The sequence below is a fragment of the Parahaemophilus parainfluenzae genome (assembly GCF_001055095.1).
Taxonomy (GTDB): domain Bacteria; phylum Pseudomonadota; class Gammaproteobacteria; order Enterobacterales; family Pasteurellaceae; genus Haemophilus_D; species Haemophilus_D parainfluenzae_Z.
Window position 1 is genome coordinate 141,564 of the sequence record NZ_JVHG01000015.1, and the last position, 25,722, is coordinate 167,285.

Annotated in this window: 28 protein-coding genes and 1 other RNA gene; 12 read left to right on the forward strand and 17 right to left on the reverse strand. The window is 40.2% G+C overall.

Annotated elements, in window-relative coordinates:
* Positions 1 to 46: 46 nt before the first annotated feature.
* The 8 genes from ADA56_RS04555 to secF all read left to right on the forward strand — a co-directional run bounded on the left by ADA56_RS04555 (position 47) and on the right by secF (position 7,027).
* On the forward strand, positions 47 to 493 hold the full coding sequence (locus ADA56_RS04555; RefSeq protein ID WP_053086266.1) for a hypothetical protein: 447 nt from the start codon (positions 47 to 49) through the stop codon (positions 491 to 493).
* A gap of 121 nt (positions 494 to 614) precedes the next feature.
* Entirely contained in the window at positions 615 to 1,706 is a 1,092-nt protein-coding gene (gene queA, locus ADA56_RS04560; protein ID WP_049369519.1) for a tRNA preQ1(34) S-adenosylmethionine ribosyltransferase-isomerase QueA, read from the forward strand.
* Between the two features lie 112 nt (positions 1,707 to 1,818).
* Positions 1,819 to 2,967 (forward strand): tRNA guanosine(34) transglycosylase Tgt, encoded by a 1,149-nt coding sequence (gene tgt, locus ADA56_RS04565; protein ID WP_049369520.1) that lies wholly within the window; start codon positions 1,819 to 1,821, stop codon positions 2,965 to 2,967.
* A 64-nt stretch (positions 2,968 to 3,031) separates the two neighbouring features.
* Positions 3,032 to 3,544 (forward strand): hemerythrin domain-containing protein, encoded by a 513-nt coding sequence (locus ADA56_RS04570; protein WP_049369521.1) that lies wholly within the window; start codon positions 3,032 to 3,034, stop codon positions 3,542 to 3,544.
* 3 nt (positions 3,545 to 3,547) lie between these two features.
* Positions 3,548 to 3,775, forward strand: a complete 228-nt coding sequence (locus ADA56_RS04575) for a sulfurtransferase TusA family protein (protein ID WP_049369522.1) — start codon at positions 3,548 to 3,550, stop codon at positions 3,773 to 3,775.
* A gap of 102 nt (positions 3,776 to 3,877) precedes the next feature.
* Complete coding sequence (gene yajC, locus ADA56_RS04580) at positions 3,878 to 4,168, forward strand: preprotein translocase subunit YajC (RefSeq protein ID WP_005695468.1); 291 nt, start codon at positions 3,878 to 3,880, stop codon at positions 4,166 to 4,168.
* 23 nt (positions 4,169 to 4,191) lie between these two features.
* The gene (gene secD, locus ADA56_RS04585) at positions 4,192 to 6,042 is read left to right on the forward strand and encodes a protein translocase subunit SecD (RefSeq protein ID WP_049369523.1); all 1,851 of its coding nucleotides are present in this window, start codon (positions 4,192 to 4,194) and stop codon (positions 6,040 to 6,042) included.
* 10 nt (positions 6,043 to 6,052) lie between these two features.
* Positions 6,053 to 7,027 carry a protein translocase subunit SecF gene (gene secF / locus ADA56_RS04590; RefSeq protein WP_005697896.1) on the forward strand — a complete coding sequence of 325 codons (975 nt, stop codon included), beginning with the start codon at positions 6,053 to 6,055 and terminating at the stop codon, positions 7,025 to 7,027.
* Between the two features lie 82 nt (positions 7,028 to 7,109).
* On the opposite strand, the gene ADA56_RS04595 is transcribed toward secF, so the two are convergent.
* The 7 genes from ADA56_RS04595 to ADA56_RS04620 all read right to left on the reverse strand — a co-directional run bounded on the left by ADA56_RS04595 (position 7,110) and on the right by ADA56_RS04620 (position 13,579).
* Positions 7,110 to 8,150, reverse strand: coding sequence for an AI-2E family transporter (locus ADA56_RS04595; protein WP_049369524.1), 1,041 nt, complete (start codon positions 8,148 to 8,150; stop codon positions 7,110 to 7,112).
* Positions 8,150 to 8,488 carry a nitrogen regulatory protein P-II gene (gene glnB, locus ADA56_RS04600; RefSeq protein ID WP_005697836.1) on the reverse strand — a complete coding sequence of 113 codons (339 nt, stop codon included), beginning with the start codon at positions 8,486 to 8,488 and terminating at the stop codon, positions 8,150 to 8,152. Before glnB ends, ADA56_RS04595 begins: the two co-directional genes overlap by 1 nt.
* Position 8,489: 1 nt before the next feature.
* The gene (gene mog, locus ADA56_RS04605) at positions 8,490 to 9,083 is read right to left on the reverse strand and encodes a molybdopterin adenylyltransferase (protein ID WP_049369525.1); all 594 of its coding nucleotides are present in this window, start codon (positions 9,081 to 9,083) and stop codon (positions 8,490 to 8,492) included.
* A 111-nt stretch (positions 9,084 to 9,194) separates the two neighbouring features.
* A complete protein-coding gene (gene clpB / locus ADA56_RS04610) occupies positions 9,195 to 11,765 on the reverse strand; it encodes an ATP-dependent chaperone ClpB (protein WP_049369526.1) in 2,571 nt (856 codons plus the stop codon).
* A 134-nt stretch (positions 11,766 to 11,899) separates the two neighbouring features.
* Positions 11,900 to 12,472, reverse strand: coding sequence for a 5-formyltetrahydrofolate cyclo-ligase (locus ADA56_RS04615; protein ID WP_049369588.1), 573 nt, complete (start codon positions 12,470 to 12,472; stop codon positions 11,900 to 11,902).
* 26 nt (positions 12,473 to 12,498) lie between these two features.
* Positions 12,499 to 12,696, reverse strand: a non-coding RNA gene (ssrS, locus tag ADA56_RS09620) — 6S RNA.
* 91 nt (positions 12,697 to 12,787) lie between these two features.
* Positions 12,788 to 13,579 carry an outer membrane protein assembly factor BamD gene (locus ADA56_RS04620; RefSeq protein ID WP_049369527.1) on the reverse strand — a complete coding sequence of 264 codons (792 nt, stop codon included), beginning with the start codon at positions 13,577 to 13,579 and terminating at the stop codon, positions 12,788 to 12,790.
* Between the two features lie 109 nt (positions 13,580 to 13,688).
* On the opposite strand from ADA56_RS04620, the gene rluD reads away from it, so the two are divergent.
* Together rluD and pgeF are read left to right on the forward strand one after the other, a co-directional pair.
* Entirely contained in the window at positions 13,689 to 14,663 is a 975-nt protein-coding gene (gene rluD, locus ADA56_RS04625) for a 23S rRNA pseudouridine(1911/1915/1917) synthase RluD (protein WP_049369528.1), read from the forward strand.
* A 1-nt stretch (position 14,664) separates the two neighbouring features.
* A complete protein-coding gene (gene pgeF, locus ADA56_RS04630) occupies positions 14,665 to 15,402 on the forward strand; it encodes a peptidoglycan editing factor PgeF (RefSeq protein ID WP_049369529.1) in 738 nt (245 codons plus the stop codon).
* Positions 15,403 to 15,450: 48 nt separating this feature from the next.
* Here the strand turns inward: pgeF and ruvX are convergent, their stop codons facing one another.
* From ruvX to fadR, 4 genes are read right to left on the reverse strand one after another with little or no spacing between them, the layout of a single operon-like run.
* The gene (gene ruvX / locus ADA56_RS04635; protein ID WP_049369530.1) at positions 15,451 to 15,870 is read right to left on the reverse strand and encodes a Holliday junction resolvase RuvX; all 420 of its coding nucleotides are present in this window, start codon (positions 15,868 to 15,870) and stop codon (positions 15,451 to 15,453) included.
* On the reverse strand, positions 15,870 to 16,430 hold the full coding sequence (locus ADA56_RS04640; RefSeq protein WP_049369531.1) for a YqgE/AlgH family protein: 561 nt from the start codon (positions 16,428 to 16,430) through the stop codon (positions 15,870 to 15,872). The genes ruvX and ADA56_RS04640 overlap by 1 nt, the downstream gene beginning before the upstream one ends.
* Positions 16,430 to 17,164 carry a 16S rRNA (uracil(1498)-N(3))-methyltransferase gene (gene rsmE / locus ADA56_RS04645; protein ID WP_049369532.1) on the reverse strand — a complete coding sequence of 245 codons (735 nt, stop codon included), beginning with the start codon at positions 17,162 to 17,164 and terminating at the stop codon, positions 16,430 to 16,432. Before rsmE ends, ADA56_RS04640 begins: the two co-directional genes overlap by 1 nt.
* A gap of 58 nt (positions 17,165 to 17,222) precedes the next feature.
* A complete protein-coding gene (fadR, locus tag ADA56_RS04650; RefSeq protein WP_049369533.1) occupies positions 17,223 to 17,951 on the reverse strand; it encodes a fatty acid metabolism transcriptional regulator FadR in 729 nt (242 codons plus the stop codon).
* A gap of 134 nt (positions 17,952 to 18,085) precedes the next feature.
* Here fadR and nhaB point away from each other — a divergent pair, with 134 nt between their 5' ends.
* Complete coding sequence (nhaB, locus tag ADA56_RS04655; RefSeq protein ID WP_049369534.1) at positions 18,086 to 19,624, forward strand: Na(+)/H(+) antiporter NhaB; 1,539 nt, start codon at positions 18,086 to 18,088, stop codon at positions 19,622 to 19,624.
* A 19-nt stretch (positions 19,625 to 19,643) separates the two neighbouring features.
* Positions 19,644 to 20,177: a disulfide bond formation protein DsbB gene (gene dsbB / locus ADA56_RS04660; protein WP_049369535.1), complete on the forward strand. Its 534-nt coding sequence runs from the start codon at positions 19,644 to 19,646 to the stop codon at positions 20,175 to 20,177.
* A gap of 74 nt (positions 20,178 to 20,251) precedes the next feature.
* Here the strand turns inward: dsbB and ADA56_RS04665 are convergent, their stop codons facing one another.
* The 6 genes from ADA56_RS04665 to purD form a co-directional block, all read right to left on the reverse strand.
* On the reverse strand, positions 20,252 to 20,527 hold the full coding sequence (locus tag ADA56_RS04665; RefSeq protein WP_049369536.1) for a DUF1294 domain-containing protein: 276 nt from the start codon (positions 20,525 to 20,527) through the stop codon (positions 20,252 to 20,254).
* A complete protein-coding gene (glyA, locus tag ADA56_RS04670) occupies positions 20,527 to 21,789 on the reverse strand; it encodes a serine hydroxymethyltransferase (RefSeq protein ID WP_049364889.1) in 1,263 nt (420 codons plus the stop codon). Before glyA ends, ADA56_RS04665 begins: the two co-directional genes overlap by 1 nt.
* Positions 21,790 to 21,904: 115 nt before the next feature.
* Positions 21,905 to 22,477, reverse strand: a complete 573-nt coding sequence (locus ADA56_RS04675; protein WP_239658986.1) for a hypothetical protein — start codon at positions 22,475 to 22,477, stop codon at positions 21,905 to 21,907.
* 79 nt (positions 22,478 to 22,556) lie between these two features.
* Positions 22,557 to 23,102, reverse strand: a complete 546-nt coding sequence (locus ADA56_RS04680; RefSeq protein WP_049369538.1) for a hypothetical protein — start codon at positions 23,100 to 23,102, stop codon at positions 22,557 to 22,559.
* Positions 23,103 to 23,152: 50 nt separating this feature from the next.
* Positions 23,153 to 24,376: a DUF711 family protein gene (locus ADA56_RS04685; RefSeq protein ID WP_049369539.1), complete on the reverse strand. Its 1,224-nt coding sequence runs from the start codon at positions 24,374 to 24,376 to the stop codon at positions 23,153 to 23,155.
* Between the two features lie 24 nt (positions 24,377 to 24,400).
* Positions 24,401 to 25,690: a phosphoribosylamine--glycine ligase gene (gene purD / locus ADA56_RS04690; protein ID WP_049369540.1), complete on the reverse strand. Its 1,290-nt coding sequence runs from the start codon at positions 25,688 to 25,690 to the stop codon at positions 24,401 to 24,403.
* Positions 25,691 to 25,722: the final 32 nt, after the last annotated feature.

Below are 25,722 nucleotides of genomic sequence, written 5' to 3' on the forward strand. Positions count from 1 at the left end.
CGTTCTTGGTATATCACTAACGTTCTCCGTTATAGCGGCATGCTTTGTGGGCGATAAAATAACATTCTCTGAACAATGGGGACTTTACGAAACACTACGCACGACTGCTTCAATTATTTTTGCAGTAGTTGGGGCGTGGTTCGCAATTGTCTATCCAGAAAAACTTAGAGCACCATTTAGAGAAATGAGTTCTAATCAAGCAAATTCGGATACTCGTTTTGGCTCATTGTTTTCACCAATAGTAAATTCTACCGTGATCTTATGCTTGATTTTATTTATCGGTATCTTAGCTCCTGTGTTAAAACAAATTCCAATCTTGCTAGAATATAAAGGTTATTTACGTGCAGTAAGTTTTGGTTTGTTGTGTTGTTTAACTTTTTGGCAAATTTGGACTGTATTTATTACTTTAATACCTGCAGATATGTTGAAATATCAATCTGAAGTTGATATAGCAAGACAAAATAATATCGACCATTTAATGGGGCGGCGTTAGTTGATTTTATAAACAAGTTTAAAACCAGCTATTATCTATCATGTCTACAACATTCCCCCTTGTTTTTCCCCCTTATTAGCTCTAGACTATGCCCCATTTTTAGCTTTCATGATTTACAATTATGCGTGTTTCTGACTTTCATTTTGACTTACCTGATGAGCTGATTGCTCGTTACCCTAAAGAAGATCGCTCTTCTTGCCGTTTGCTACAGCTTAATGGTGAAAACGGGGAAATTTCTCACCGCACTTTTACCGATGTATTGGATTTAATCGACGAAGGTGATTTGTTGATTTTTAACAATACGCGCGTGATCCCTGCTCGTATGTTTGGTCGCAAAGCCAGTGGCGGGAAAATTGAAGTGTTGGTGGAACGTGTTTTAAGTGAACATCATTTCTTAGCGCATATTCGTTCATCAAAAGCCCCGAAAGAAGGCGCAGAATTATTTTTAGGCGAAGATAAACTGGGTGAAAATAAGGGCGTAAAAGCGATTATGGTAGGGCGTCAAGATGCCCTTTTTGAAGTGGAATTAGCGGATAAAAGTCGCAATGTGCTTGATGTGTTGCAAGAAATCGGTCATATGCCTTTGCCGCCTTACATTGATCGCCCTGATGAAGAAGCAGATCAAGAATGCTATCAAACCGTGTATAACAAAGTGCCTGGTGCAGTGGCTGCGCCAACGGCTGGCTTGCATTTTGATGATGAGCTTTTACAAAAATTACACGAAAAAGGCGTTAATTTTGAATTTGTAACTTTACATGTGGGCGCCGGTACATTCCAACCCGTACGTGTTGAAAATATTGAAGATCACATTATGCATGCAGAATATGTGGAGCTTTCTCAAGAAGTCTGCAATGCCATTATTGAAACGAAAAAAGCGGGCAAACGTGTCATTGCTGTGGGGACAACATCAGTGCGTTCTGTCGAAACCGCTGCCCTATCTGCGGAAGAAAATGGCAACCCAGATTTAATTGAACCTTATTTTTCTGATACGTCCATTTTTATTTACCCGGGCAAATCATTCCGTGTAGTGGATGCGTTGATTACCAACTTCCACTTGCCAGAAAGTACATTGATTATGTTGGTGTCTGCCTTTGCTGGCTTTAGCCACACCATGAATGCCTATAAAAGTGCGGTCGAAAATCGCTATCGTTTTTTCAGTTATGGCGATGCAATGTTCATTACCAAAAATCCCAATGTGAAAGGCTTAGAATAAGTGGTTTGACTTATTTTCAACCAACTCATAAAATACCTATCAAGAAGCCTGTACTAACAGGCTTTTTTATTGAACAACAACCTACGAACTGTTTATTCGTTGAGGAAAGAAAATGAAATATGAATTAGATAAAACCAGCGGCAGTGCGCGTCGTGGTCGCTTGGTGTTTGAACGTCCACAAGGCACGTTCACCGTTGAAACCCCCGCATTTATGCCAGTGGGGACTTATGGCACGGTAAAAGGCATGACACCAGAAGAAGTGCGTGCGACGGGTGCTGAAATTTTATTGGGTAATACCTTCCATTTATGGCTTCGTCCAGGCCAAGAAGTCATGCGTAAACACGGTGATTTACATGACTTTATGCAATGGCATCGTCCGATTTTGACTGACAGTGGCGGCTTCCAAGTATTCAGTTTAGGTAAATTACGTAAAATAACCGAAGAAGGCGTGAAATTCCAAAACCCAATTAACGGTGAGCGCATTTTCCTTTCACCTGAAAAATCCATGGAAATTCAATATGATTTAGGTTCTGACATCGTGATGATTTTCGATGAATGTACGCCTTATCCTGCGACTTTTGATTATGCGAAAAAATCCATGGAAATGTCTCTTCGTTGGGCAAAACGCAGCCGCGATCGCTTTGATGAATTAGGCAATAAAAATGCGCTATTCGGTATTATTCAAGGCGGCGTATTTGAAGAATTACGCAAAGTATCACTAGAAGGTTTAGTGAATATTGGCTTTGACGGTTATGCGGTGGGCGGTTTAGCGGTAGGCGAACCAAAAGAAGACATGCACCGTATTTTAGAATACATCTGCCCACAAATTCCAGCTGACAAACCGCGCTATTTAATGGGCGTGGGTAAGCCAGAAGATTTAGTGGAAGGCGTGCGTCGTGGCATTGATATGTTCGACTGTGTAATGCCAACCCGTAACGCTCGTAACGGTCATTTATTCGTGACAGACGGCATTGTCAAAATCCGTAATGCAAAATATCGTGATGATACGAGCCCGTTGGATCCAGAATGTGATTGCTATACCTGTAAAAACTACACCAAAGCGTATTTATATCATTTAGATAAGTGTGGTGAAATTTTAGGTGCACGCTTAAATACCATTCACAATTTACGCTATTATCAACGTTTAATGGCGGAAATTCGCCAAGCTATCGAAGACGATCGTTTTGATGATTTTGTGGTGGAATTCTATGCTCGCATGGGCAAACCTGTTCCCCCATTACAATTAGCAGATAAATCATAATTGATGAAAGTGCGGTAGAAAAGTGATTCGTTTTTTGACCGCACTTTTTAACAAAGGAAACCTTATGCAAATCCTTGAACCTCAGCAATTTGCCACTTGGAATGAGCCGATTGATATGCTTTACGCCTGTCATAGCAAGGTGAAACGCTTTTGTAAGCAGCTCACCATTCTTCCAGGCTATTTAGAAAAGAATGACGTGAATCAAGCCGTATTAAATGATGTGAAAACCATTTTGCAGTATTTTAATCACGCGGCGCCACTTCATCATGATGATGAAGAAAAAGATTTTTTCCCTGCTTTAATTGAAAAAGCGCCTCAAGCGAAAGAATCGGTAGATGAATTAGAACGCCAACATGTTACTTTGCATGAAAATTGGGCAAAGCTTTCGGAGCAGCTGGAAGAATTGATTGCAGAGAAACGCACTGATGTAGATGAAAGGCTGATTACGCTATTTGTAGCAAGTTATGATAGACATCTTGCCCTTGAAGAGCCGCTATTTGAGCTTGGTAAGCAATATTTATCCGCAGAACAACTCACAGCTATGGGCAAAATTATGTTTGCTCGTCGCCAAGCTTAAACCATGAAATATCAATTAAATTTGACCGCACTTTCCTGCCCGATTCCGCTTTTAACGGCGAAGAAGGCTTTGGCAAATTTAGCGACGAATGATGAATTAGTTTTGCAATTAAATCGTCAAAGTGCGGTGGAAAATTTTGTTGTTTTTTGTGAAGAAAATCAATGTGAATTAGTGGATCAACATTGGCTTTCCGAACAAATCTTCGAAGTTTGCTTGAAAAAAATCAATTAATCCAAAAATTCTCGTTGTTATTGCCTTCCTCGGCTTTTACTGAATGCCGTTTTATGGTATTTTACGCACACTTTTAACTTTTCATTTTATAAGGAAAACACAATGGAAGCACAAAGCCCAATGTCCACGTTATTTATTTTCGTGATCTTCGGTTTAATTTTTTATTTTATGATTTACCGCCCACAAGCGAAACGTAACAAAGAACACAAAAAATTAATGTCTGAATTAGCGAAAGGCACTGAAGTATTAACCGCTGGTGGTTTGATTGGTAAAATCACTAAAGTCACTGAAGGTGCTGAAATTGTTATCGCTTTAAACGATACTACTGAGATCACGATTAACCGTAACTACATCGTTTCAGTATTACCGAAAGGTTCTGTAAAATCTCTCTAATTTAAATTCCTAAAGGGAAAACTATGTTAAATCGTTACCCATTATGGAAGAATCTAATGGTGATCCTTGTGGTCGCCATTGGTGCTTTATACTCTCTTCCAAATATCTATGGTGAAGATCCTGCGGTGCAAATTTCCGGTACACGCGGACAACAAGCAGACACCACCGCATTAACTGAAGTACAAAATGTACTGAAAGAAAATAACCTTCCAACCAAATCTATCGTTCTTGAAAATGGCTCCATTCTTGCCCGTTTCACCAACACAGATGACCAACTTCTTGCCAAAGATAAAATTGCAGAAAAACTAGGCAACAACTACACCACGGCATTAAACCTTGCACCGGCAACACCGGCTTGGTTAAGCAGCATTGGGGCTAACCCGATGAAATGGGGTTTGGACTTACGTGGTGGTGTACGCTTCTTAATGGAAGTGGACATGAATTCTGCGCTTGCTAAACGTCAAGAACAGTTACAAGACACATTACGCAACGAATTACGTAAAGAAAAAATTCAGTTTACGGCGATTAAAAATGGCGACAAATTTGGTACAACGGTCACATTAGAAAACGCAGACCAAATGTCAAAAGCAGCGCGTATTATTCGTCAGTTACACCCAACATTAGACGTGTCTGACATTGGTGACAACACCTTAAACCTTGCCCTTTCTGAAGCGGCATTAACAGAATCACGTAACTTAGCGATCGAGCAAAACTTAACGATTTTACGTAAACGTGTCGCTGAATTAGGCGTAGCTGAAGCGGTTATCCAACGTCAAGGTGCTGAACGTATCGTAATCGAATTACCGGGTGTTCAAGATACTGCGCGTGCAAAAGAAATCTTAGGGGCAACCGCAACACTTGAATTCCGCATTGTGAATTCGTTGGTGAACCCAGAATCAGCAGCGCGTGGTATGTTGCCTTCTGACACAGAAATCAAATATGACCGTCAAGGTAGACCTGTTGCACTTTACAAACGAGCGGTATTGGGTGGTGAACATATCATCAACTCAAGCTCGGGTTTAGACCAAAACACCAGTACGCCACAAGTAAGTGTAACCTTGGATAGTGAAGGCGGCGAAATCATGTCGCAAACGACCAAGAAATATTACAAAAAACCGATGGCAACCTTGTATGTAGAATACAAAGATAATGGTAAAAAAGACGAAAATGGCAAAACCATTTTAGAGAAAAATGAAGAAGTGATTAACGTCGCAACAATTCAAGGCCGCTTTAGTTCTAACTTCCAAATTACGGGTGTAAGCAGTTCTGCAGAAGCACAAAACCTTTCTATGTTATTAAAATCAGGTGCATTAATCGCACCAGTGCAAATTGTTGAAGAGCGTACAATCGGTCCTTCTCTTGGTGCACAAAACGTAGAACAAGGTATCAATGCAAGCTTCTGGGGCTTAATTGCCGTCATTGTCTTCATGCTGATTTACTATAAAATCTTCGGTATTATCGCAAGCTTTGCATTGGTTATTAATATCGTTTTATTAGTTGGTTTAATGTCTATCCTACCAGGTGCAACACTCACTATGCCGGGGATTGCGGGTATCGTATTAACCCTAGGGATGTCGGTGGACGCCAACGTACTTATTTTTGAGCGTATCAAAGAAGAGATTCGTAATGGTCGTCCAATCCAGCAAGCCATTAACGAAGGTTATAATGGTGCATTCACCTCTATCTTCGATGCGAACTTAACCACAATTTTAACGGCAATCATTCTTTATGCTGTGGGTACCGGCCCAATTCAAGGCTTTGCAGTAACCCTTGCATTAGGTGTGGCAATTTCAATGTTTACAGCAATTACCGGAACACGTGCTATCGTGAACTTCCTATACGGTGGTAAACGTATTGAAAAATTATCAATTTAGGTAGGATAAGATGAGATTATTTGCAAAAGATAAAAACGGACATTTTATCCGTGAAGTGAATGGGATTAAATTGCCATTCCCTCTCACTGAATTTATGAAAGTGAGATTTGTAGGGTATGCATTTTCCGCAATTTTAATGGCGATTTCCCTCTTCTTCATTGTGACAAAAGGCTTCAACTGGGGCTTGGATTTTACCGGTGGTGTGGTATTTGATACTCACTTCTCACAACCGGCTGATTTAGAAAAAATCCGTGGCACATTAAATCAAAACGGGATTGCAAGCCCGATTGTACAAACAACCGGTTCTGTACAAGACGTGATGATCCGCTTACCAGCTGATAATAACGATTCTGCTATTGGTGATCACGTTAAAAGCATGCTCCAAACGATTGATCCTAATATTCATATTAACAGTATCGAATTCGTCGGTCCAAACGTTGGTGAAGAACTGGCTCAAGGTGCGGTTTATGCGACCCTTGCGACCTTGGCAATGATGTTAATTTACGTGGGTTCACGTTTTGAATGGCGTTTAGGTTTTGGTGGTATTGCCTCACTTGCGCATGACGTGGTGATTACACTCGGTGTATTCTCTGCATTACAAGTCGAAATGGATTTAACCTTCGTGGCGGCGATTCTTTCCGTTGTAGGTTATTCTATCAACGATAGTATCGTGGTATTCGACCGTGTGCGTGAAAACTTCCGTAAAATTCGCCGTGTAGAAACTATCGATATTATTGATATTTCCTTAACGCAAACCTTATCGAGAACCATCATGACATCTCTCACAACGCTTCTTGTTGTGATTGCCTTGTTCTTCTTTGGTGGTCCATCAATTCATAACTTCTCATTAGCGTTATTAATTGGTATCGGTTTTGGTACTTACTCATCAATCTTTATCGCGATTGCGATTGCTTATGATATCGGCCTACGCCGTGAACATATGATTCCACCCAAAGTGGATAAAGAAGTAGATGATTTACCTTAATCTATTAAACATCAGATAAAAAGAAAGCCACCATAACGGTGGCTTTTTTATTGCTAAAATTATGACATTTTATGACTGCACTTTAGTCGTTTACATCACCTAATAAAGCCGCATATTTCTTCGTTGATTCAGAGCTTTCCAAGGTAATTTTAAACGCCATTGTTAATGGCACTGAAAGTAACATACCGACTGTACCGAGCAACCATCCCCAGAAAAGCAACGAAAAGAATACGACCAAGGTAGAAAGCCCTAAAGTTTTTCCCATCATTTTTGGTTCAATAATATTACCAATCACAATATTTGATGCAATGATACCAGCTGTCACGCCCATACCCACACCAAATCCATTCAGCAATAACGCTTGGACAACAATCGGCACGGCTGCAATAATCGAGCCAATATTTGGAATGTAATTTAATAGGAAGCTTAAGGTTGCCCATAAAATCGCATATTGGACATCCATTACATCCAACAAAATCCACGTCGAGACGCCGGTAAGCAAACTAATCACCGTTTTCACACCAAGATAACTAATCACACCATCTAAAATACGATCGATGTGATGTTCTTCCGCGACAACATCATGTTCATTATCACTTAAAACTAAAGCAAGTTTATGCTTCATGGTTGGTGCTTCAAGCAGCATAAAAATCACCGCTAAGATCAACACAAAAACATTCGTCACCACGCCAGAAAAGTTTAATAACAAACGGCTCACAAAGTTCATGATCACACTTGGATCAAAATGCTCCATAATGGCTTCGCGAGAAATCACAATCGGCAATTTCAGTTTTTGAGCTAACGCCATGACGTCATTTATACGCTCTGAAAGTAGCACTTTATATTGCGGAATAGAACGTGTGAATTCCTGCACGCTGCTGTTAATTAATCCCGCCAGGAAAAAGAATACGATTAAAATTAAGATAAACAACAAGGCTATGGCGATGCCATGTGGCACTTTGCGTTGTGTCATCGCTTTAATCACTGGCGAACAAATAATGGCGATAAATAATGCCAATAAAAAAGGCACGACAATCTCCGCCGCCAGTTTAATTCCCGCAAACACAATCACTAAAGCCGCCATTGCGACTAAAGTGCGGTTAAAATTTAAGTTTTTTTCCACTAAATGGCTTCCTCATTTTCTTCGCCTGTACGAACACGGATCACGCGTTCTACATCATAAACAAAGATCTTCCCATCACCGATTTTACCTGTTTGGCAAGTTTCAACGATGGTTTCAAGGCATTGCTCAAGTAAATCATCCGGCACGACAATTTCCATTTTTACTTTAGGCAGAAAATCTACCATATATTCCGCACCACGATAAAGCTCCGTATGCCCTTTTTGACGACCAAAACCACGGACTTCAGTCACGGTCATTCCACTGATACCAATATCAGATAAATTTTCACGCACATCATCTAATTTAAACGGCTTAATAATGGCTTCGATTTTTTTCATCTTATTTCTCCAAATTTTCACGGCGTGCGGCTTTCGGGCGGAAGCTCGCAATCACTTCTGGTTTCGTATCAATATAAATACCGTCTATTAATTGCAAGCAGTAAGGCACCGCACTAAAAATCCCTTTCACTAAGACTTTACCTTGCTCATCTTTCACGCCTTCTAAGGTTTCTTTGATGGCTTTTGGCTGACCCGGTAAATTCAAGATGAGACTGTTTTTACGAATCACACCAACTTGACGAGATAAAATCGCTGTTGGCACAAAATGTAAACTCACTTGACGCATTTGCTCACCAAATCCAGGCATTTCACGATCGGCTACTGCTAACGTGGCATCAGGTGTCACATCACGTTTTGCCGGACCTGTACCGCCCGTTGTGAGCACTAAATGACAATGGTGCTCATCCACTAATTCTTTCAGCGTTTGTTCGATTAATGGTTGCTCATCTGGAATTAATCGCGTTTCCACTTCAAAAGGATCCACCAACGCTTGCTCTAACCATTGTTGTAATTCTGGAATCCCTTGATCTTGATACACACCACTTGATGCACGATCTGATACTGAAACCAAACCAATTTTTAAAAGTGCGGTCATTTTTTTCCTCATTTTTATACGCAATACACAGCGTCATTCTACCCTATTTTATCTTTTACCAAAGCATAAAAAAGCCATTTAGCTTTCACTAAATGGCTTTCATTTTACAAATTATTGTCTGGCTTGAACTTTGCCATCCACATAATCCACTGTGACCACTTTACCTGGTAATAATTGACCAGATAGAACTTGTTGTGCCAAGCTGTTTTCGATCTCTTGTTGGATTGCACGTTTTAATGGACGCGCCCCATAAATTGGGTCGTAACCCACTTCACCAATGAAATCTAATAAAGCTTCAGTAAACACTAATTCGTAACCACGAGTTTCCATACGTTTTGCTAAACGTTCTAATTGGATACTTGCAATCGCACGGATGTTATCTTTACCAAGTGGGTGGAATACCACAGTTTCGTCAATACGGTTGATGAATTCCGGACGGAAATGTTGGCTCACCACTGACATCACTAAGGCTTTCATTTCACCATAGCTTTCGTCTTTACTACCTTGGATCAAATCAGAACCCAAGTTAGAGGTCATAATCACCACCGTGTTACGGAAGTCCACAGTACGGCCTTGACCATCAGTTAAACGACCATCATCCAATACTTGTAACAAGATATTGAATACATCCGCATGGGCTTTTTCCACTTCATCAAGCAAAATCACCGAATATGGACGACGACGTACAGCCTCAGTTAAGTAACCACCTTCTTCATAGCCTACGTAGCCTGGAGGCGCACCCACTAAACGAGATACGCTGTGTTTTTCCATAAACTCTGACATATCAATACGCACCATCGCATCTTCGCTGTCAAAGAGGAATTTCGCTAAAGTTTTGCAAAGCTCAGTTTTACCTACACCAGTTGGACCTAAGAATAAGAAAGAACCAATTGGGCGGTTAGGATCTGAAAGCCCTGCACGGCTACGACGAATTGCGTTCGCGACGGCATCAACTGCTTCTTCTTGACCGATCACACGTTTGTGCAATTCTTCTTCCATGCGTAAGAGTTTTTCTTTCTCACCTTCCATCATTTTAGAAACTGGAATGCCGGTTGCTTTAGAAAGTACTTCCGCAATTTCTTCATCTGTCACACGATAGCGTAATAGGCTCATTTCTTTGCCTTCACCGGTTTCAGCGGCAGCAAGTTGTTTTTCCAATTCTGGAATACGACCGTATTGAAGCTCAGACATTTTGCTTAAATCGCCAGCACGACGTGCTTGCTCCATTTCAGTTTTCGCTGCATCTAACGCTTGTTTGATGTGTTGAGAACCTGAAAGCGCTGCTTTTTCTGACTTCCATACTTCTTCAAGCTCAGCATATTCACGTTCTTTGTCAGAAAGTTCTTTTTCTAACATTTCTAAACGTTTACGGCTTGCTTCGTCTTCTTCTTTTTGTAACGCCTGTTGTTCCAATTTTAATTGGATGATACGGCGTTCAAGACGATCGAGCGGCTCAGGTTTAGAGTCAATTTCCATACGGATACTAGAAGCCGCCTCATCGATTAAGTCGATGGCTTTATCCGGCAATTGACGATCGGAAATATAACGATGCGAAAGTGTTGCCGCTGCCACGATTGCTGGGTCAGTAATATCTACATGGTGATGGATCTCATAACGCTCTTTCAAACCACGTAAGATCGCAATGGTATCTTCCACACTTGGCTCATCCACAAAGACTTTTTGGAAACGACGCTCAAGTGCAGCATCTTTCTCGATATATTGACGATATTCGTCTAACGTTGTTGCACCCACACAGTGTAATTCACCACGTGCCAAACTTGGTTTTAATAAGTTACCTGCATCCATCGCACCGTCAGTTTTACCTGCACCAACCATGGTATGGATTTCATCAATAAAGAGGATCACTCGACCTTCTTCTTTTGCAAGTTCATTTAATACCGCTTTTAAACGTTCTTCAAATTCACCACGATATTTTGCACCTGCAATCAAGGCCCCCATATCTAAAGAAAGGACTCGTTTATTTTTCAAGCCTTCTGGCACTTCACCATTGACAATACGTTGTGCCAACCCTTCCACGATAGCGGTTTTACCTACACCTGGCTCACCGATTAATACTGGGTTATTTTTGGTACGACGTTGTAATACCTGAATGGCTCGACGAATCTCTTCATCACGGCCAATCACCGGGTCGAGTTTGCCGCTTTCAGCACGAGCTGTTAAATCAATTGTATATTTTTCAAGAGCTTGTCTACTTTCTTCTGCATTTTGATCGTTCACGCTTTGTCCTCCGCGAATATGTTGAATCGCTTGTAAAATTTGTTCTTTTTTCGCACCACATTTTTTCAAAATGTCATTTAATGCGCCACGCTCTTCAAGAGCTGCTAATAAGAACAATTCACTGGAAATAAATTTATCTTGTTTTTGTTGTGCTAATTTGTCACATAAATTCAATAAGTTGAGTAATTGACGAGAAATTTGCACGTCTCCGCCATTACCTGACACTTGTGGCAATTTATTCAACTCTGCGTTTAATTCATTACGTAATAACGCCACATTCACGCCACTTGCTGTCAAAATCGGTGCAATTGAACCGTCTTGTTGATTTAAAAGTGCGGCCAATAAATGCACTGGTTCGATAAACTGATTATCTTTACCAAGCGCTAATGACTGTGCTTCACCGAGTGCTTGTTGGAATTTAGTGGTAAATTTTTCAATATTCATATCTTATCTTCTCCTGCATAAAATCCTTGGGTCATACCCTTTATGAGTAATTAAATAAGACCCTTTTTTGGGATTTCAAGAGAAAAAATAGACTATTTTTAATTTTTTCTATCAAACTTTACGTCTTGATAGGTTTAAGCAACTAAGATTTGATGAAGTGGCACGTCCCACGCTTCTGTTGGAAGCTGTTCGACTTGCTGACATTGATGGGCTAATCCCACGGGGATAAAAGAAGATTTCTGCCAATGTTGTAAAGTGCGGTCATAAAAACCGCCCCCCATACCAAGGCGATTTCCTTGTTTATCAAACGCGACGAGTGGCGTAAAAAGAATATCTAATTCATCCAAAGGCAATATGTTTTGCACATTGAGTTTAGGCTCCCAAATGCCAAATTTATTTTTCAGCATCGGTGTATCTGGCAAATAACGTAAGAATAAAAGATGGTTAGAATTGAAAGGGTGTAATACCGGCAAATAAACGTGCTTATCTTGTGCCCAAAGAGTTTTAATAAGTTTATCTGTGGAGACTTCACCATCAAAGGAAATATACAAGGCAATATGCTGCGCATTTCGCTCTTCAATTAATGCAAGCGCTTGTTGAGTGATGGAATCTTCCGCTTGTTGTTGCTGAAGTGCGGTCAAATTTGCTCGTGTTTTACGAATTTGTTGACGGAGTTGATTGCGAAGCGTTTGCTGTGTTGATTTCATTCGATTGGAAAGAATGGATTTTAAAGGAAGGTCCCAGAGTGCCGCTACGAGTAGTAGTCCTTGAACCCGACGGTCCAAGGAAACCGGTAAGGCCATTTTTAGGTTTCTTTAGTCCAATGACAAAGTCAAAGGTCAAGCCTACACACCAATGGCGGGAAACCGATTTATAAAGTTCTAAGTATCGGCTCAGGGACATAACCCATCCACGAACACCCCAGGAAATCTTTTAAATTTATACTAGCTCAATTTGATTGGTTTGACTAGCCTTTATTTGAATAATTTTGCTTATTCAAGCACGTCCCACAAGGGACGGGATTATTTTTTAACCGGTTGAATTAAATCAGACTCTTCCGGTTTTTTCACATCTGCAAACTGTTTATCTTTATTCGCATCGATGACTTGTTGAGTTTGACTTGCTAATTGTTGTAACCCCATCTTGTCATAGGCTTCTTTCATTAAGAATAAACCTTCGTAAGTCGCTTTTGCATCTGGATATTGTTGTAACATACCCACTACACGATTTGATACCGCCACCCACGCATCACGTTTTGCATAGAATTTCGCAATTTCTAATTCATGACGAGCTAATGAATCTTTGATGTATGCCATACGTGCTACTGCATCTTGTGAATATGGACTATTTGGGAACGCACGCACTAAGCTTTGGAAGTTAGAAAACGCCGTTTTCATTGAAGTTGTTTCACGCGTTGCACGATCGATACCAAAGAAATCTTGGATCATGTTATCGGCAGTTGCTAGGTTCGTTAAACCCGCCATATACACTGCATAGTCACGGTTCGGACTTTGTGGGAATTGGTGTAAATAGTTATCTACGGTTACCAACGTTGCGGTGTAATCTTGCGTTTTATAGTTTGCATAAATTAAATCAAGCATTGCTTGCTCTTGGTAAGTACTACCAGGGAAACGCTCTGTCGCTGCTTTTAAATAACGAATCGAGTCAGAATAGCTCCCTTCTTGCAATGCTGCAGCCCCTTTTGCATAAAGATCATCAACAGAAGCTTGCTCTACTTCTTTATTACCACTGCTACAAGCTGCAATAGCGAATGAGGTCAATGCAATAAGTGCAAGAGATTTTATTTTACGCATTCTTTTTTCCTTAATTTTTACGAAAATCAATAAATAAGTTACAATTAACGAATATTGTATAGAACATTACACAATAAGCCAACTTTTTAAATTTTTAGATGGATTTTTTATGCCACAAATTACCTTAACGGCTGAAATTCAGCCCGAACAAATGGGACAGCGTTTAGACCAAACCCTCGCAGAGTTGTTCCCAGAATATTCCCGTTCACGTTTAAAAACCTGGATTGAAGCAAAACAGGTAAAAATGAACGGTAAAATTGCCGATATTCCACGTGCAAAAGTTTATGGCGGAGAGCAAATTGAAATTTCGGTAGAAGTGGAAGATGAAAACCGTTTTGAGCCACAAAATATTCCACTCAATATCGTTTATGAAGATGACGATATTATCGTGATTAATAAACCTAAAGATCTTGTGGTTCATCCTGGTGCAGGCAATCCAAATGGCACGGTACTTAACGCACTACTCTATCACTATCCACCTATTGCCGAAGTACCACGTGCAGGGATTGTGCATCGTTTAGATAAAGACACAACGGGTCTCATGGTTGTCGCTAAAACCATTCCTGCACAAACCAAACTCGTACGTGACTTACAAAAACGTAAGATCACTCGTGAATACGAAGCCGTCGCCAGTGGTATTATGACCAAAGGTGGCACAGTAGATCAGCCAATGGCTCGCCACGCGACAAAACGCACATTGATGGCGGTTCACCCCATGGGTAAACCAGCTGTGACGCACTATCGCATTATGGAAAATTTCCGTAATTACACGCGTTTACGCTTACGTTTAGAAACGGGTCGTACTCACCAAATTCGTGTGCACATGGCACATATTGCACATCCATTATTAGGTGATCAAACTTATGGCGGCCGTCCTCGTCCACCTAAAAATGCAAGCGAAGCCTTCACTGAGGTGCTACGCAATTTTAAACGCCAAGCCTTACATGCGGTTATGTTGCGTTTAGCTCACCCGATTACGGGAGAAATGATGGAGTGGTATGCGCCATTGCCGGATGACTTTGTCGAATTACTTCATGCCTTAAAAGCGGATTACCTCGAACATGAAGACGAATTGGATTATTAAGATGAAAACCATTGTTCCAAACTGGAATGTTCCACCACATATCCAAGCTTTTACAACCACAAGAGAAGGAGGCGTAAGCCTGCTGCCTTTCGATAGTTTCAATTTGGGTGATCATGTCGAAGATGATAAAAGTGCGGTCAAAACTAACCGCACTTTACTGGTCGAAAAATTTAATCTGCCACATTTCCCGTTGTTTTTAACTCAAACGCACAGCACTCGTGTAATTACGGTGCCTTATGAGGGCAATGATTTAGAGGCTGATGCGGTTTACACTAATCAACCGAACCATGTATGTTTGGTGATGACGGCTGATTGCTTGCCAGTTTTATTCACCAATAAGCAAGGGACTGAAGTGGCAGCAGCCCATGCGGGCTGGCGTGGACTCTGTGATGGTGTATTAGAAGAAACCGTGAAATGTTTCCAATCTGCCCCCGAAGAGATTATTGCGTGGTTTGGGCCTGCTATCGGCCCTAATGCATTCCAAGTTGGTAAAGAAGTAATTAAGCAATTTATGGCTTTTGACCCGATTGCAGAAATGGCTTTTCGACCCGATCCGAATGAATCCGGAAAATACCTCGGCAATCTTTATCAAATTGCTACTCAACGTCTCAACAAATTAGGTATTACCCAAATTTACGGTGGGGAGCATTGCACATTCAATGAAAAAGAGAGCTTCTTTTCCTACCGTCGAGATGGCAAAACTGGCCGAATGGCGAGTCTGATTTGGATAAAAAAATAAACCTATCAATACAACAAACCGCACCTTAAAGTGCGGTTTATTTTTGGCTTATTCTGAACAGTTTTCGAACCAACTTTCTAAAATCAAGCAAGCAGAAATCCCATCTACTTTGCCTTTATTGAGAGCACGATAACCGCCACGTTGGAAAATTTCATCTCGCGCAGAAACCGTCGTTAAGCGCTCATCTTGCAGTTCTACTTTGATACCGAAACGACCATTTAAGCGGTTGGCAAATTTTTTCGCACGAAGTGTTAAATCTTGCTCGGTACCATCCATATTTAAAGGCAATCCCACCACAATAACATCAGGCTTCCAGTCTTTTAAGCATTTTTCAATAGCATCCCAATTTGGAATCCCATCTTGCGCTTTAAATGCAGGTAATGCTTGCGCTGTACCCGTGATACTTTGCCCGACTGCACAACCGATGCTTTTTGTACCGAAATCAAATGCAATTGCCGTGATGCCCATTAACTGTGCCCCACTTGTGAAAAGACAAAATTATGAGGATTAATCCCTAATAATTGATTCGCGGCAGAATAACGATCTTCATAAATCGTTTCAAATAAAATGGTGTCTGAAGCAGGTGCCACTAACCACGCATTATCTGCAATCTCTTGTTCTAATTGTCCTGCTCTCCAACTTGCACAACCGAGCGCAACAAGATATTTTTCGGGCGCATCCTCTGAACCAAAGGTTTCTACAATATCTGCCGAAGTGGTCAGAAACATCTCATCGGTAATTTTATAACTATGCTCAAATTCTTTCGCGGTTTTCTTATGCAGAATAAAACCACGCTCAGAATGCACTGGACCACCCGCAAGTACAAGTTCATTGCTAAAAGTGCGGTCATTTTTCATCATAAAATTCATTTTTGAATACAACTCAGCAATGCTTAAATCGGTGGGTTGATTAATCACTAAACCCATCGAACCTTGCTCATTATGCTCACACATATACACCACGGTATTTTGGAAATAATCCTCCAACTGAGGCATCGCAATTAAAAATTGCCCTTGTAAATCCATCATTATCCCAAATCTCCAAAACAAATTTGCAACGCACTAATCGCCGCTAAAGAGGCTGTTTCTGTACGTAACACACGCTTTCCTAATAAAATTTCAGTAAATCCTTGTTGTTCAGTTTGAGCGATTTCTTGAGGTGATAAACCGCCTTCTGAACCAATAAGCAAACGAACCCCTTCTTTTGGAATAGAAGGCAAGGTTTTAATAGAATATTGGGCTCTTGGATGTAAATTCAATTTCAGCGCACCATCATTTTCTGCACACCAATCTTGTAATTTCATTAATGGACGAATTTCTGGTACAACATTACGGCCACATTGTTCACAAGCCGCAATGGCAATTTTTTGCCATTGTTGGATTTTCTTATCCATACGTTCACCATCCAACTTCACGCCACAGCGTTCTGACCATAATGGTGTAATCACATTCACGCCTAACTCTACGGATTTTTGAATGGTAAATTCCATTCGATCACCGCGTGAAATAACCTGCCCTAAATGAATCGACAAATTCGACTCTTTATCACTTAATTCACAACCAAGAATTTCCACTTTAACGGCTTTTTTGCTCGCTTCAATAATTTTCGCTGGATAAATATGATTACTTCCATCAAATAATTCAATTTGCTCACCTTCTGTCATACGAAGTACACGCCCTGCATGATTAGCCGCATCCTCTGAAAGTTGGCAAGTAGATTGATTTTTAAGGGATTCTGGATGATAAATTCTTGGAATACGCATAATATTGAGTCTTTGATATAAGGAAAAAGTGCGGTCATTTTCAACCGCACTTTTAATATTATTCTGTTGCTAAATCTTTTGGCAAACTTTCTAAAATGGCTCGCCAGTAGGCGGAGGTAACTTGCTTGTGTTTACGAATACATTCCACCACTAAATCAGATTGACCTTTTTCACAAATATCACGCAATTCTACATAAAAATCATGTGTCACTTGGCGATGTTTTTCGTCACTAAAGAATAGCAAACCAATTTTATGATAAACCCCACGTAAACTATTGAAAATTAAACGATAGAAAGGTTTATTCGCCATTACGGTAAACTGACGGAATAAGGCATAGTCAAATTCCATATAGCTCTCTGCGGTATTTTCTAATGAATCTAGCTCCTTAAACAAAGCAACAGAAGCTTTAGGCGAATTTTTTACGGCTTCATAAATATAAGATTCAGACATACGACTACGCAACGAAAGCATATTTTCAATGATTAACGGCGCACTTTGACGATCTAAAGTAATTAAGGTTTCAATAATGCTTGGACCAGCTGTATCCCAAATATTATTGACTTTTGTCGGCTTGCCGTGTTGAATGGTAAGCCAGCCATCACGGGCCAAACGCTGCAATACTTCGCGTAATGTGGTGCGTGTTACACCAATTTTATCAGCTAAATCACGCTCAGAAGGAAGATTGGTGCCTGCGGGAAATACATTATCCCAAATACTTCTAACAATATATTCTTCGGCAAGAGCGGCTGGGCTTTGAGCCCGTAAAAGGGTATTATCTGTTTGCATGAGTATGAAATAAATATAAAAAAATCTAAAAAGATCAAAAAAATGTGATTTATTCAATAAATCTTCAACTGATCTATTATCCTTTAAAGCAGTATATATTACAATGACAGGACTATAAAAAAACGGAGTTCGATATGACTTACACACAAGCATTCATGAAAAACTTTCTGGGCGCAAGTCCAGATTGGTATAAATTAACCATTATTGCCTTCTTGGTAATTAACCCGGTTTTATTCTTTTTTGTTAGTCCATTTTTTGCAGGCTGGCTACTAGTTGCAGAGTTTATTTTCACGCTAGCCATGGCATTAAAATGCTACCCTCTTCAACCAGGTGGTTTATTAGCATTTGAGGCTATTGCCATTGGCATGACGAATGCCGAACATGTTAAAGCGGAGATCGTGGCAAACTTTGAAGTGGTTTTACTTTTAATCTTCATGGTCGCCGGTATTTATTTTATGAAGCAACTTTTGCTTTATGTCTTCACCAAATTATTAGTGCGTATCCGTTCTAAAATCGTCCTCTCTTTAGCATTCTGTTTTAGTGCAGCATTTCTTTCAGCTTTCTTAGATGCACTAACTGTTGTGGCTGTAATCATTAGTGTTGCCATGGGTTTCTATGGGGTTTATCACAAAGTCGCATCAGGTAAAACACTACAAGATGCGGTTGATATTTCCGATGATAACAAAATTAAAAATCACGAAACTCTCGAAAAATTCCGCTCTTTCTTACGTAGCTTAATGATGCATGCCGGTGTGGGTACTGCACTCGGTGGTGTAATGACCATGGTAGGTGAACCACAAAACTTAATCATTGCAGAACAAGCTAAATGGAATTTCATTGAATTTTTCTTCCGCATGGCTCCTGTGACAGTCCCTGTATTTATCTGCGGATTACTCACTTGTATTTTAGTCGAAAAATTTAAAGTATTCGGTTATGGTGAAAAACTACCAGAAGATGTATGGAAAATCTTGGCTGATTTAGATCGCGAAAATGCACAAAAGATGTCTAAACAAGATAAGATTCGTCTTTCTGTTCAGGCAGTTATCGCAGTTTGGTTAATCTTAGGTTTAGCCTTCCACTTAGCGGCTGTCGGCTTAATTGGTTTAAGCGTGATTATTCTTGCAACAACCTTTACTGGTGTAACAGACGAACATGCTATTGGAAAATCATTCCAAGAAAGTTTACCGTTCACTGCATTATTAGTCGTATTTTTCTCTATCGTTGCGGTGATTATCGATCAAAAACTCTTTGCGCCAATTATTCACTTCGTATTAAGTTCTGAAGAGAAAACACAGTTAGCGCTATTCTACGGTTTCAATGGTTTACTTTCTGCGATTTCTGATAACGTATTCGTAGCAACGGTTTATATCAATGAAGCGAAACATGCCCTTGCGACAGGCGCAATTGCACCGCACCAATTTGAATTACTTGCGGTAGCAATCAATACAGGGACAAACTTACCTTCTGTTGCGACACCAAACGGTCAAGCCGCGTTCTTGTTCTTATTAACATCATCGCTTGCACCGTTAATTAAACTTTCTTATGGTAGAATGGTCTATATGGCATTGCCTTACACCATCGTATTAACGCTAGTCGGTTTCTTTGCTATCGAATTTATCCTACCTGAAATGACAATTTGGCTTGCAAACCTTGGCTTAATTATTCCAATTTAATGAAACATAAGGAGAGAGAATGCTCGACTTTTTTAAGCAATTATCCCTTAAACGTTCAGCGTGGATCTTTTTGGCATTTACTGCATTTGCCTTAGAATCGACCGCACTTTACTTTCAATACGGCATGAGTTTGCAACCTTGTGTACTTTGTGTTTATGAGCGTTTAGCTGTTGTAGGGTTATTTATTGCTGGTCTTATCGGCGCCTTAGCCCCTAGTTCGCTTATTGTCCGCATTCTTGCTCTTATTGTGGGTTTATTTAGTGCAATCAAAGGATTAATGATCTCCATTCGTCACCTTGATTTACAAATGAATCCGGCACCGTGGAAACAATGTGAATTTATACCAAACTTTCCGGAAACGTTACCATTTCATAAATGGCTACCTGCGGTGTTCAATCCAACAGGTAGCTGTAATGAAAGCCAATGGTCACTTTTCGGCATCACAATGGTACAATGGTTGGTATTTATTTTCGCTGTCTATGTCATTGTGTTGGGATTAATTACACTTTCACAAGTGAAGAAAAGTCGAAATCGACGCCTCATTTTTAAGTAGTCAAATTGCATACTAAAAAGCCTAGAGATATTCTCTAGGCTTTTTTATTACTGAAAGTCATTCTGCGCTCAATGTTATTCAAGAAAGAAATAGCAATATGGCATTAAGATTAACCAAATAAATGCACTGAACACAACGACAAATTTGAAACTAAAGTGTTTGGTTTTATGACGAAAGCGTTTCATCCCGCAATAAACACCAATAAACCCACCAAGAAGGCTTAATAGAAAAAAAGTATTTTCAGAAATTCGCCAGCCGTGACGAACCGAACGGATTTTATCTTTCCACATTAAAAAATAAGCGGCGATATTTACCGCCGCTAGCATCACAAATAAAAGCTGAATCAGCATTATGCGTAAACTGGAAGACGTTTGCAGATTGCCAATACTTTTTCTTTGGTTGCTGCAATCACTTGCTCTTCGTTTTCTTTGCCTAATGCATCTAATACATCACACATCCAGCCGGCTAACTCACGACAGTCTTGTTCATTAAAACCACGACGAGTCACTGCTGGTGTACCGACACGAATACCAGAGGTCACAAATGGTTTTTGTGGGTCATTTGGTACTGAGTTTTTATTCACCGTGATATTCGCTTTACCTAACGCAGCATCAGCCGCTTTACCGGTTAAGCCTTGTTTGATGAAGCTCACTAAGAATAAATGGTTTTCTGTACCATTTGAAACCACGTCATAACCGCGTTGTTTAAACACTTCCACCATTGCTTTCGCATTTTTAATTACGTTTGCTTGGTATTCTTTATAAGCTGGTTCTAACGCCTCTTTGAAACATACTGCTTTCGCGGCAATAATGTGAACTAATGGACCACCTTGGTTTGCAGGGAAAACAGAAGATTGTAAGCGTTTATAAAGCTCTTCATCACCGCAAGAAGAAAGGATTAAACCGCCACGTGGACCACCTAAGGTTTTATGGGTAGTTGTTGTGACAACATGTGCATATGGTAATGGGTTTGGATATAAACCTGCTGCGATTAAACCTGCAACGTGTGCCATATCCACAAATAAATACGCGCCTACTTCATCCGCGATTTCACGCATTTTTTTCCAATCTACCACTTGAGAATAAGCAGAGAAACCTGCCACAATCATTTTTGGTTTGTGCTCTAATGCTTTTTGACGGACATCTTCATAGTCAATTAAACCATCAGCCGTAATACCATAAAGCACAGAATTATAGATTTTACCGGAGAAGCTCACTTTCGCCCCGTGGGTTAAGTGACCACCGTGTGCTAAATCCATCCCTAAAATGGTATCGCCCGCATTGATTAATGCACCATATACCGCCGCATTAGCTTGTGAACCAGAATGTGGTTGTACGTTTACATAATCCGCACCAAACAACTCTTTAGCACGATCAATCGCTAACTGCTCTACAATGTCTGCGTACTCACAACCGCCGTAGTAACGTTTACCTGGGTAGCCTTCAGCATACTTGTTAGTAAACTGTGAACCTTGCGCTTCCATTACGCGTGGGCTCGCATAGTTTTCAGATGCGATAAGCTCGATATGCTCTTCTTGACGACGATTTTCGCCCTGAATGGCTTGCCATAGAACCGGATCGTAATCAGCGATGTTCATACTTTTTTTAAACATTGTGTTTTCCTCGTTGTTTGAATTATTTGTGTATAGTTTACCTGTTTCCAAGTAAAAACTTAATCAAAAATTTCGATCATATTTTTCATTATTACAATGAAAAACATTCATTTATCTAAATCGAGCCTTTTTCTTTCACTAATTTCTCAATTAGTTTAACTTCTTTTGTTTTCTCGCCAGCACCCAGTTTACGGCATTGGCTGGTTTCTTTCGTATATGTATTAAAATTGGTCATCCTTGTTAGGCTTTTCATTTTAATCTTCATATCCAAATGATTACCGCAGTTATTACAAGGTGAAACAAATTCCTTATCTAATTCTTTAAATTCTGGAGATTGTTCAATAATTTTCGCGACTTGTGGTGAATGGGCGGTTTTAAATAGACGATCCGTAAAGTCATAACTTAACTTACCATCACTTGCCTGCCATTTAGCTTTAGCTTGCAATAAATAACGCATCCAGCCTTCTTTTGTATCAATCTGTGAAATACCACGTAGAAGCACAGTTTGATCTGCGTGATAGGTGACATAATCAAAATGCTCTACAGGTAAAGGAGATTTGGCTGCAGGTTTTACATGGCAAATCCAATCGCCCACTAAGGCTTTTTCCTGTTCAGTTTGTTGATGCGCCGTTGCACATCCTGATAACAATACAGCGATAAGACTACTTAATACTAATTTTCTCATCATAACTCTCCTTTTATTAATCAGATCCCCGCACCTAAAAATAAAGTGCGGTTGAAATCGTATTTGTTTTTCTTAATCGACCCTATTTCTTTACAAACCACTTATTCAATAACTGAATGTCCTTGTCATTCTCTGTTACTCGTCGGCAGGTCGCATAATCCTTACCGAGAATAAGTTGATTGCCATTTTTTTTCAACTCAATTGGCATATCTGTATGATTGGCAGATTTACTATAAAATGCAGCCAGCTCTTCTTTTTCTTGTTTTTGTAGGGCTTTATTTTGCTTGATGACTTTAGCCACATTTTTACTATGAGCCGGTACCATAGAACGATTGATAAAATCAAAACTCAAGACATTATTTTGAGCAACCCATTTCACCTTGCCTTTGGTTAAATAACGAATTGTGCTTTCTTTATCTAATTCGATACTCGAAATACCTCGCAACATACCTGTTCCATCAGATTTCAAGACAAAATGATCTAAACGATCATAAGTTTGTTTATCTTTCGTCGGGATAGTATGACAAATCCACTCGCCATCTAATGTTGAACTTTGTGAGACATTTGAAGCCCCCGAGCAACCTGTTAATAATGTAGCAACAAGGCTACCTAATATTAATTTTCTCATGAGATACTCCTTTTATTGACAGTAGGGATAACGTTGTTCACAATTTTCGTTTAATCAGGAATGTGTAAAAGGCGGCAGTTACATAAATCATCACTTTCAAATTCTGATATTTCACCTGCAACCTTATTCGGAATGGGAAATAAACGCACAGTTAGTGGTTTATTTAAGCGAAATGCCATCGTTCCCGTATCGCGCATAATAGCGGCAATGCTTTCTGCCTTGACATCTCCCGCCACTGGGACTGTGTCTAAACCGATACCACATACTGCACTATAAGTCAGTAAAGCACGGATATCAAAATAGTGTTTTTGTGTACCTTCGGCTAAACCTAAATCTTCTGTCACCGCCAACATTAATCCAGAAAACCCAACCAATGGCACACGTTGGATTGATTTAAACACTTTTGTCAGTAAAGCAGAAACCTCGACTGAACCAGCCGCACCAAAATAGGGCAATCCCATTAATTCATAAATTTTTGTCATGGATGCACAATTTTTCGATGGTGCCGCCGAACTATCAATGCCTGCAAATTCAAATTCACCTGATAATTTGACCGCACTTAACATCTCTAATACTTGATCTACATGATATTGCAGGGCTTGCGACATAGCCTGATAACAATCAGCATAAAATTGATTATGAGGCGATTTTGGCACAGATTTTAATACTTCGACTAATAAATCGGGTGTTTCTAAACCAATGACAAAACTGTTTGGTAAATGACTTAGATGATAACCAGCGGGGAAATAAGGAATAAATGGCTTGCAGTTAAAATTCACCGTAAAGTTAAAATTACCTTCGCCACGTGGTGTGATATTTGCAATTCGTTGTACGGCATAAACAGATTGCTCAATAAGTTCATTATCTAACACGCCATTTTCATCTAATGGCACATTGACACAAGCATTACACAAGTCGCCATAAGCGGCGATTAACTCTGGTAATAAAGCAATTTCCTCTTTATTTCTCGCCGCGCCTATTGCAAATCGAAGACGGATTCCACTTTCATTAAATTTATTCAATAATTCCGTTAAATACTGCAAATCTGCTTTTGCTGTCTGCAAATTGGTTAAATCCAAATATTCACCAAAGGGATTGGTAATCACTCGAATCGATTGCAAGGTATAACCTGCTTTCTGTACAGCAGGTAATAACAAATCCACATCACGTTTCACCGAATAAAGTGCATCTTCCCATTGCGTTTTATCTTTATGTAACGTTAGAAAAAAACTGATTGTGCGAAGACGACATAATTCTTTATTTTTATAATCCATTCGATCCCTTAACATTAAATGTCGTTATTTTTGCTGCTCACGTTCAACAGCACGATAGCCAATATCTCGACGATAAAAACGTCCAGACCATTGAATTTGCTCAGCGAGTTTTAAGGCTTTTTGTTGCGCTTCAAATACACTTTCGCCTAACGCAGTCACACAAAGCACGCGACCGCCGTTCGTGACTAACTTGCCTTCTTGTTCTGCAACGCCCGCTAAGAAAACTTTCTCATTTTCGACCGCACTTTGTGGCAAACCGGTGATTTCATCGCCCTTGCGATAATCGCCTGGATAGCCTTCAGCCGCCAAAACAATCCCTAAGGAAGATTTTGGATTCCATTGGGATTTCACTTCGTTCAATTTACCATCGCAAGCTTTAAGACAAAATCCTACCAGATCTGATTCAAGACGTAGCATGATCGGCTGGGTTTCTGGATCGCCAAAACGACAGTTAAATTCGATCACTTTCGGCTGACCATTCGGCATAATCATTAATCCTGCGTATAGGAAACCTGTGTAAACATTGCCTTCCGCTGCCATGCCATTGACTGTTGGATAAATCACTTCTCGCATAATGCGCTCATGAATTTCTGGTGTCACCACTGGGGCTGGTGAATATGCCCCCATACCACCAGTATTCAAACCAGTGTCGTTTTCACCCACGCGTTTATGATCTTGACTGGTTGCCATAGGTTCGACGTTTTTACCGTCCACCATGACGATAAAGCTGGCTTCTTCGCCATCTAAAAACTCTTCAATCACCACTCGGCTACCCGCTTCGCCAAAGGCATTGCCAGAAAGCATATCACGCACAGCGTCTTCCGCTTCTTGCAATGTCATTGCAACGATTACGCCTTTGCCCGCCGCCAGACCATCTGCTTTTACGACAATTGGCGCACCTTTCTCACGCAAGTACGCCAATGCAGGTTCTACTTCGGTGAAGTTTTGATATTCTGCCGTTGGGATTTTATGACGCGCGAGGAAATCTTTGGTAAATGCTTTTGAACCTTCCAATTGTGCAGCCGCTTGAGTTGGGCCAAAAATTTTTAATCCAGCTGCACGAAATGCATCAACCACACCAATTACTAGCGGTGCTTCAGGGCCAACAATGGTTAATCCAACTTGCTTATCTTGAGCAAATTTCACTAAGGCAGGGATATCTGTCGCAGAAATATTCACGTTTTCTACTTTTTGTTCTAATGCTGTACCCGCGTTGCCCGGTGTGACGAAAACTTTGTCCGCTAATGGAGATTGTGCAGCTTTCCAAGCCAAGGCGTGTTCACGACCGCCATTTCCGATGATGAGGATGTTCATGTTATAGTCCTTACGTATGCCTAATTTAAAAA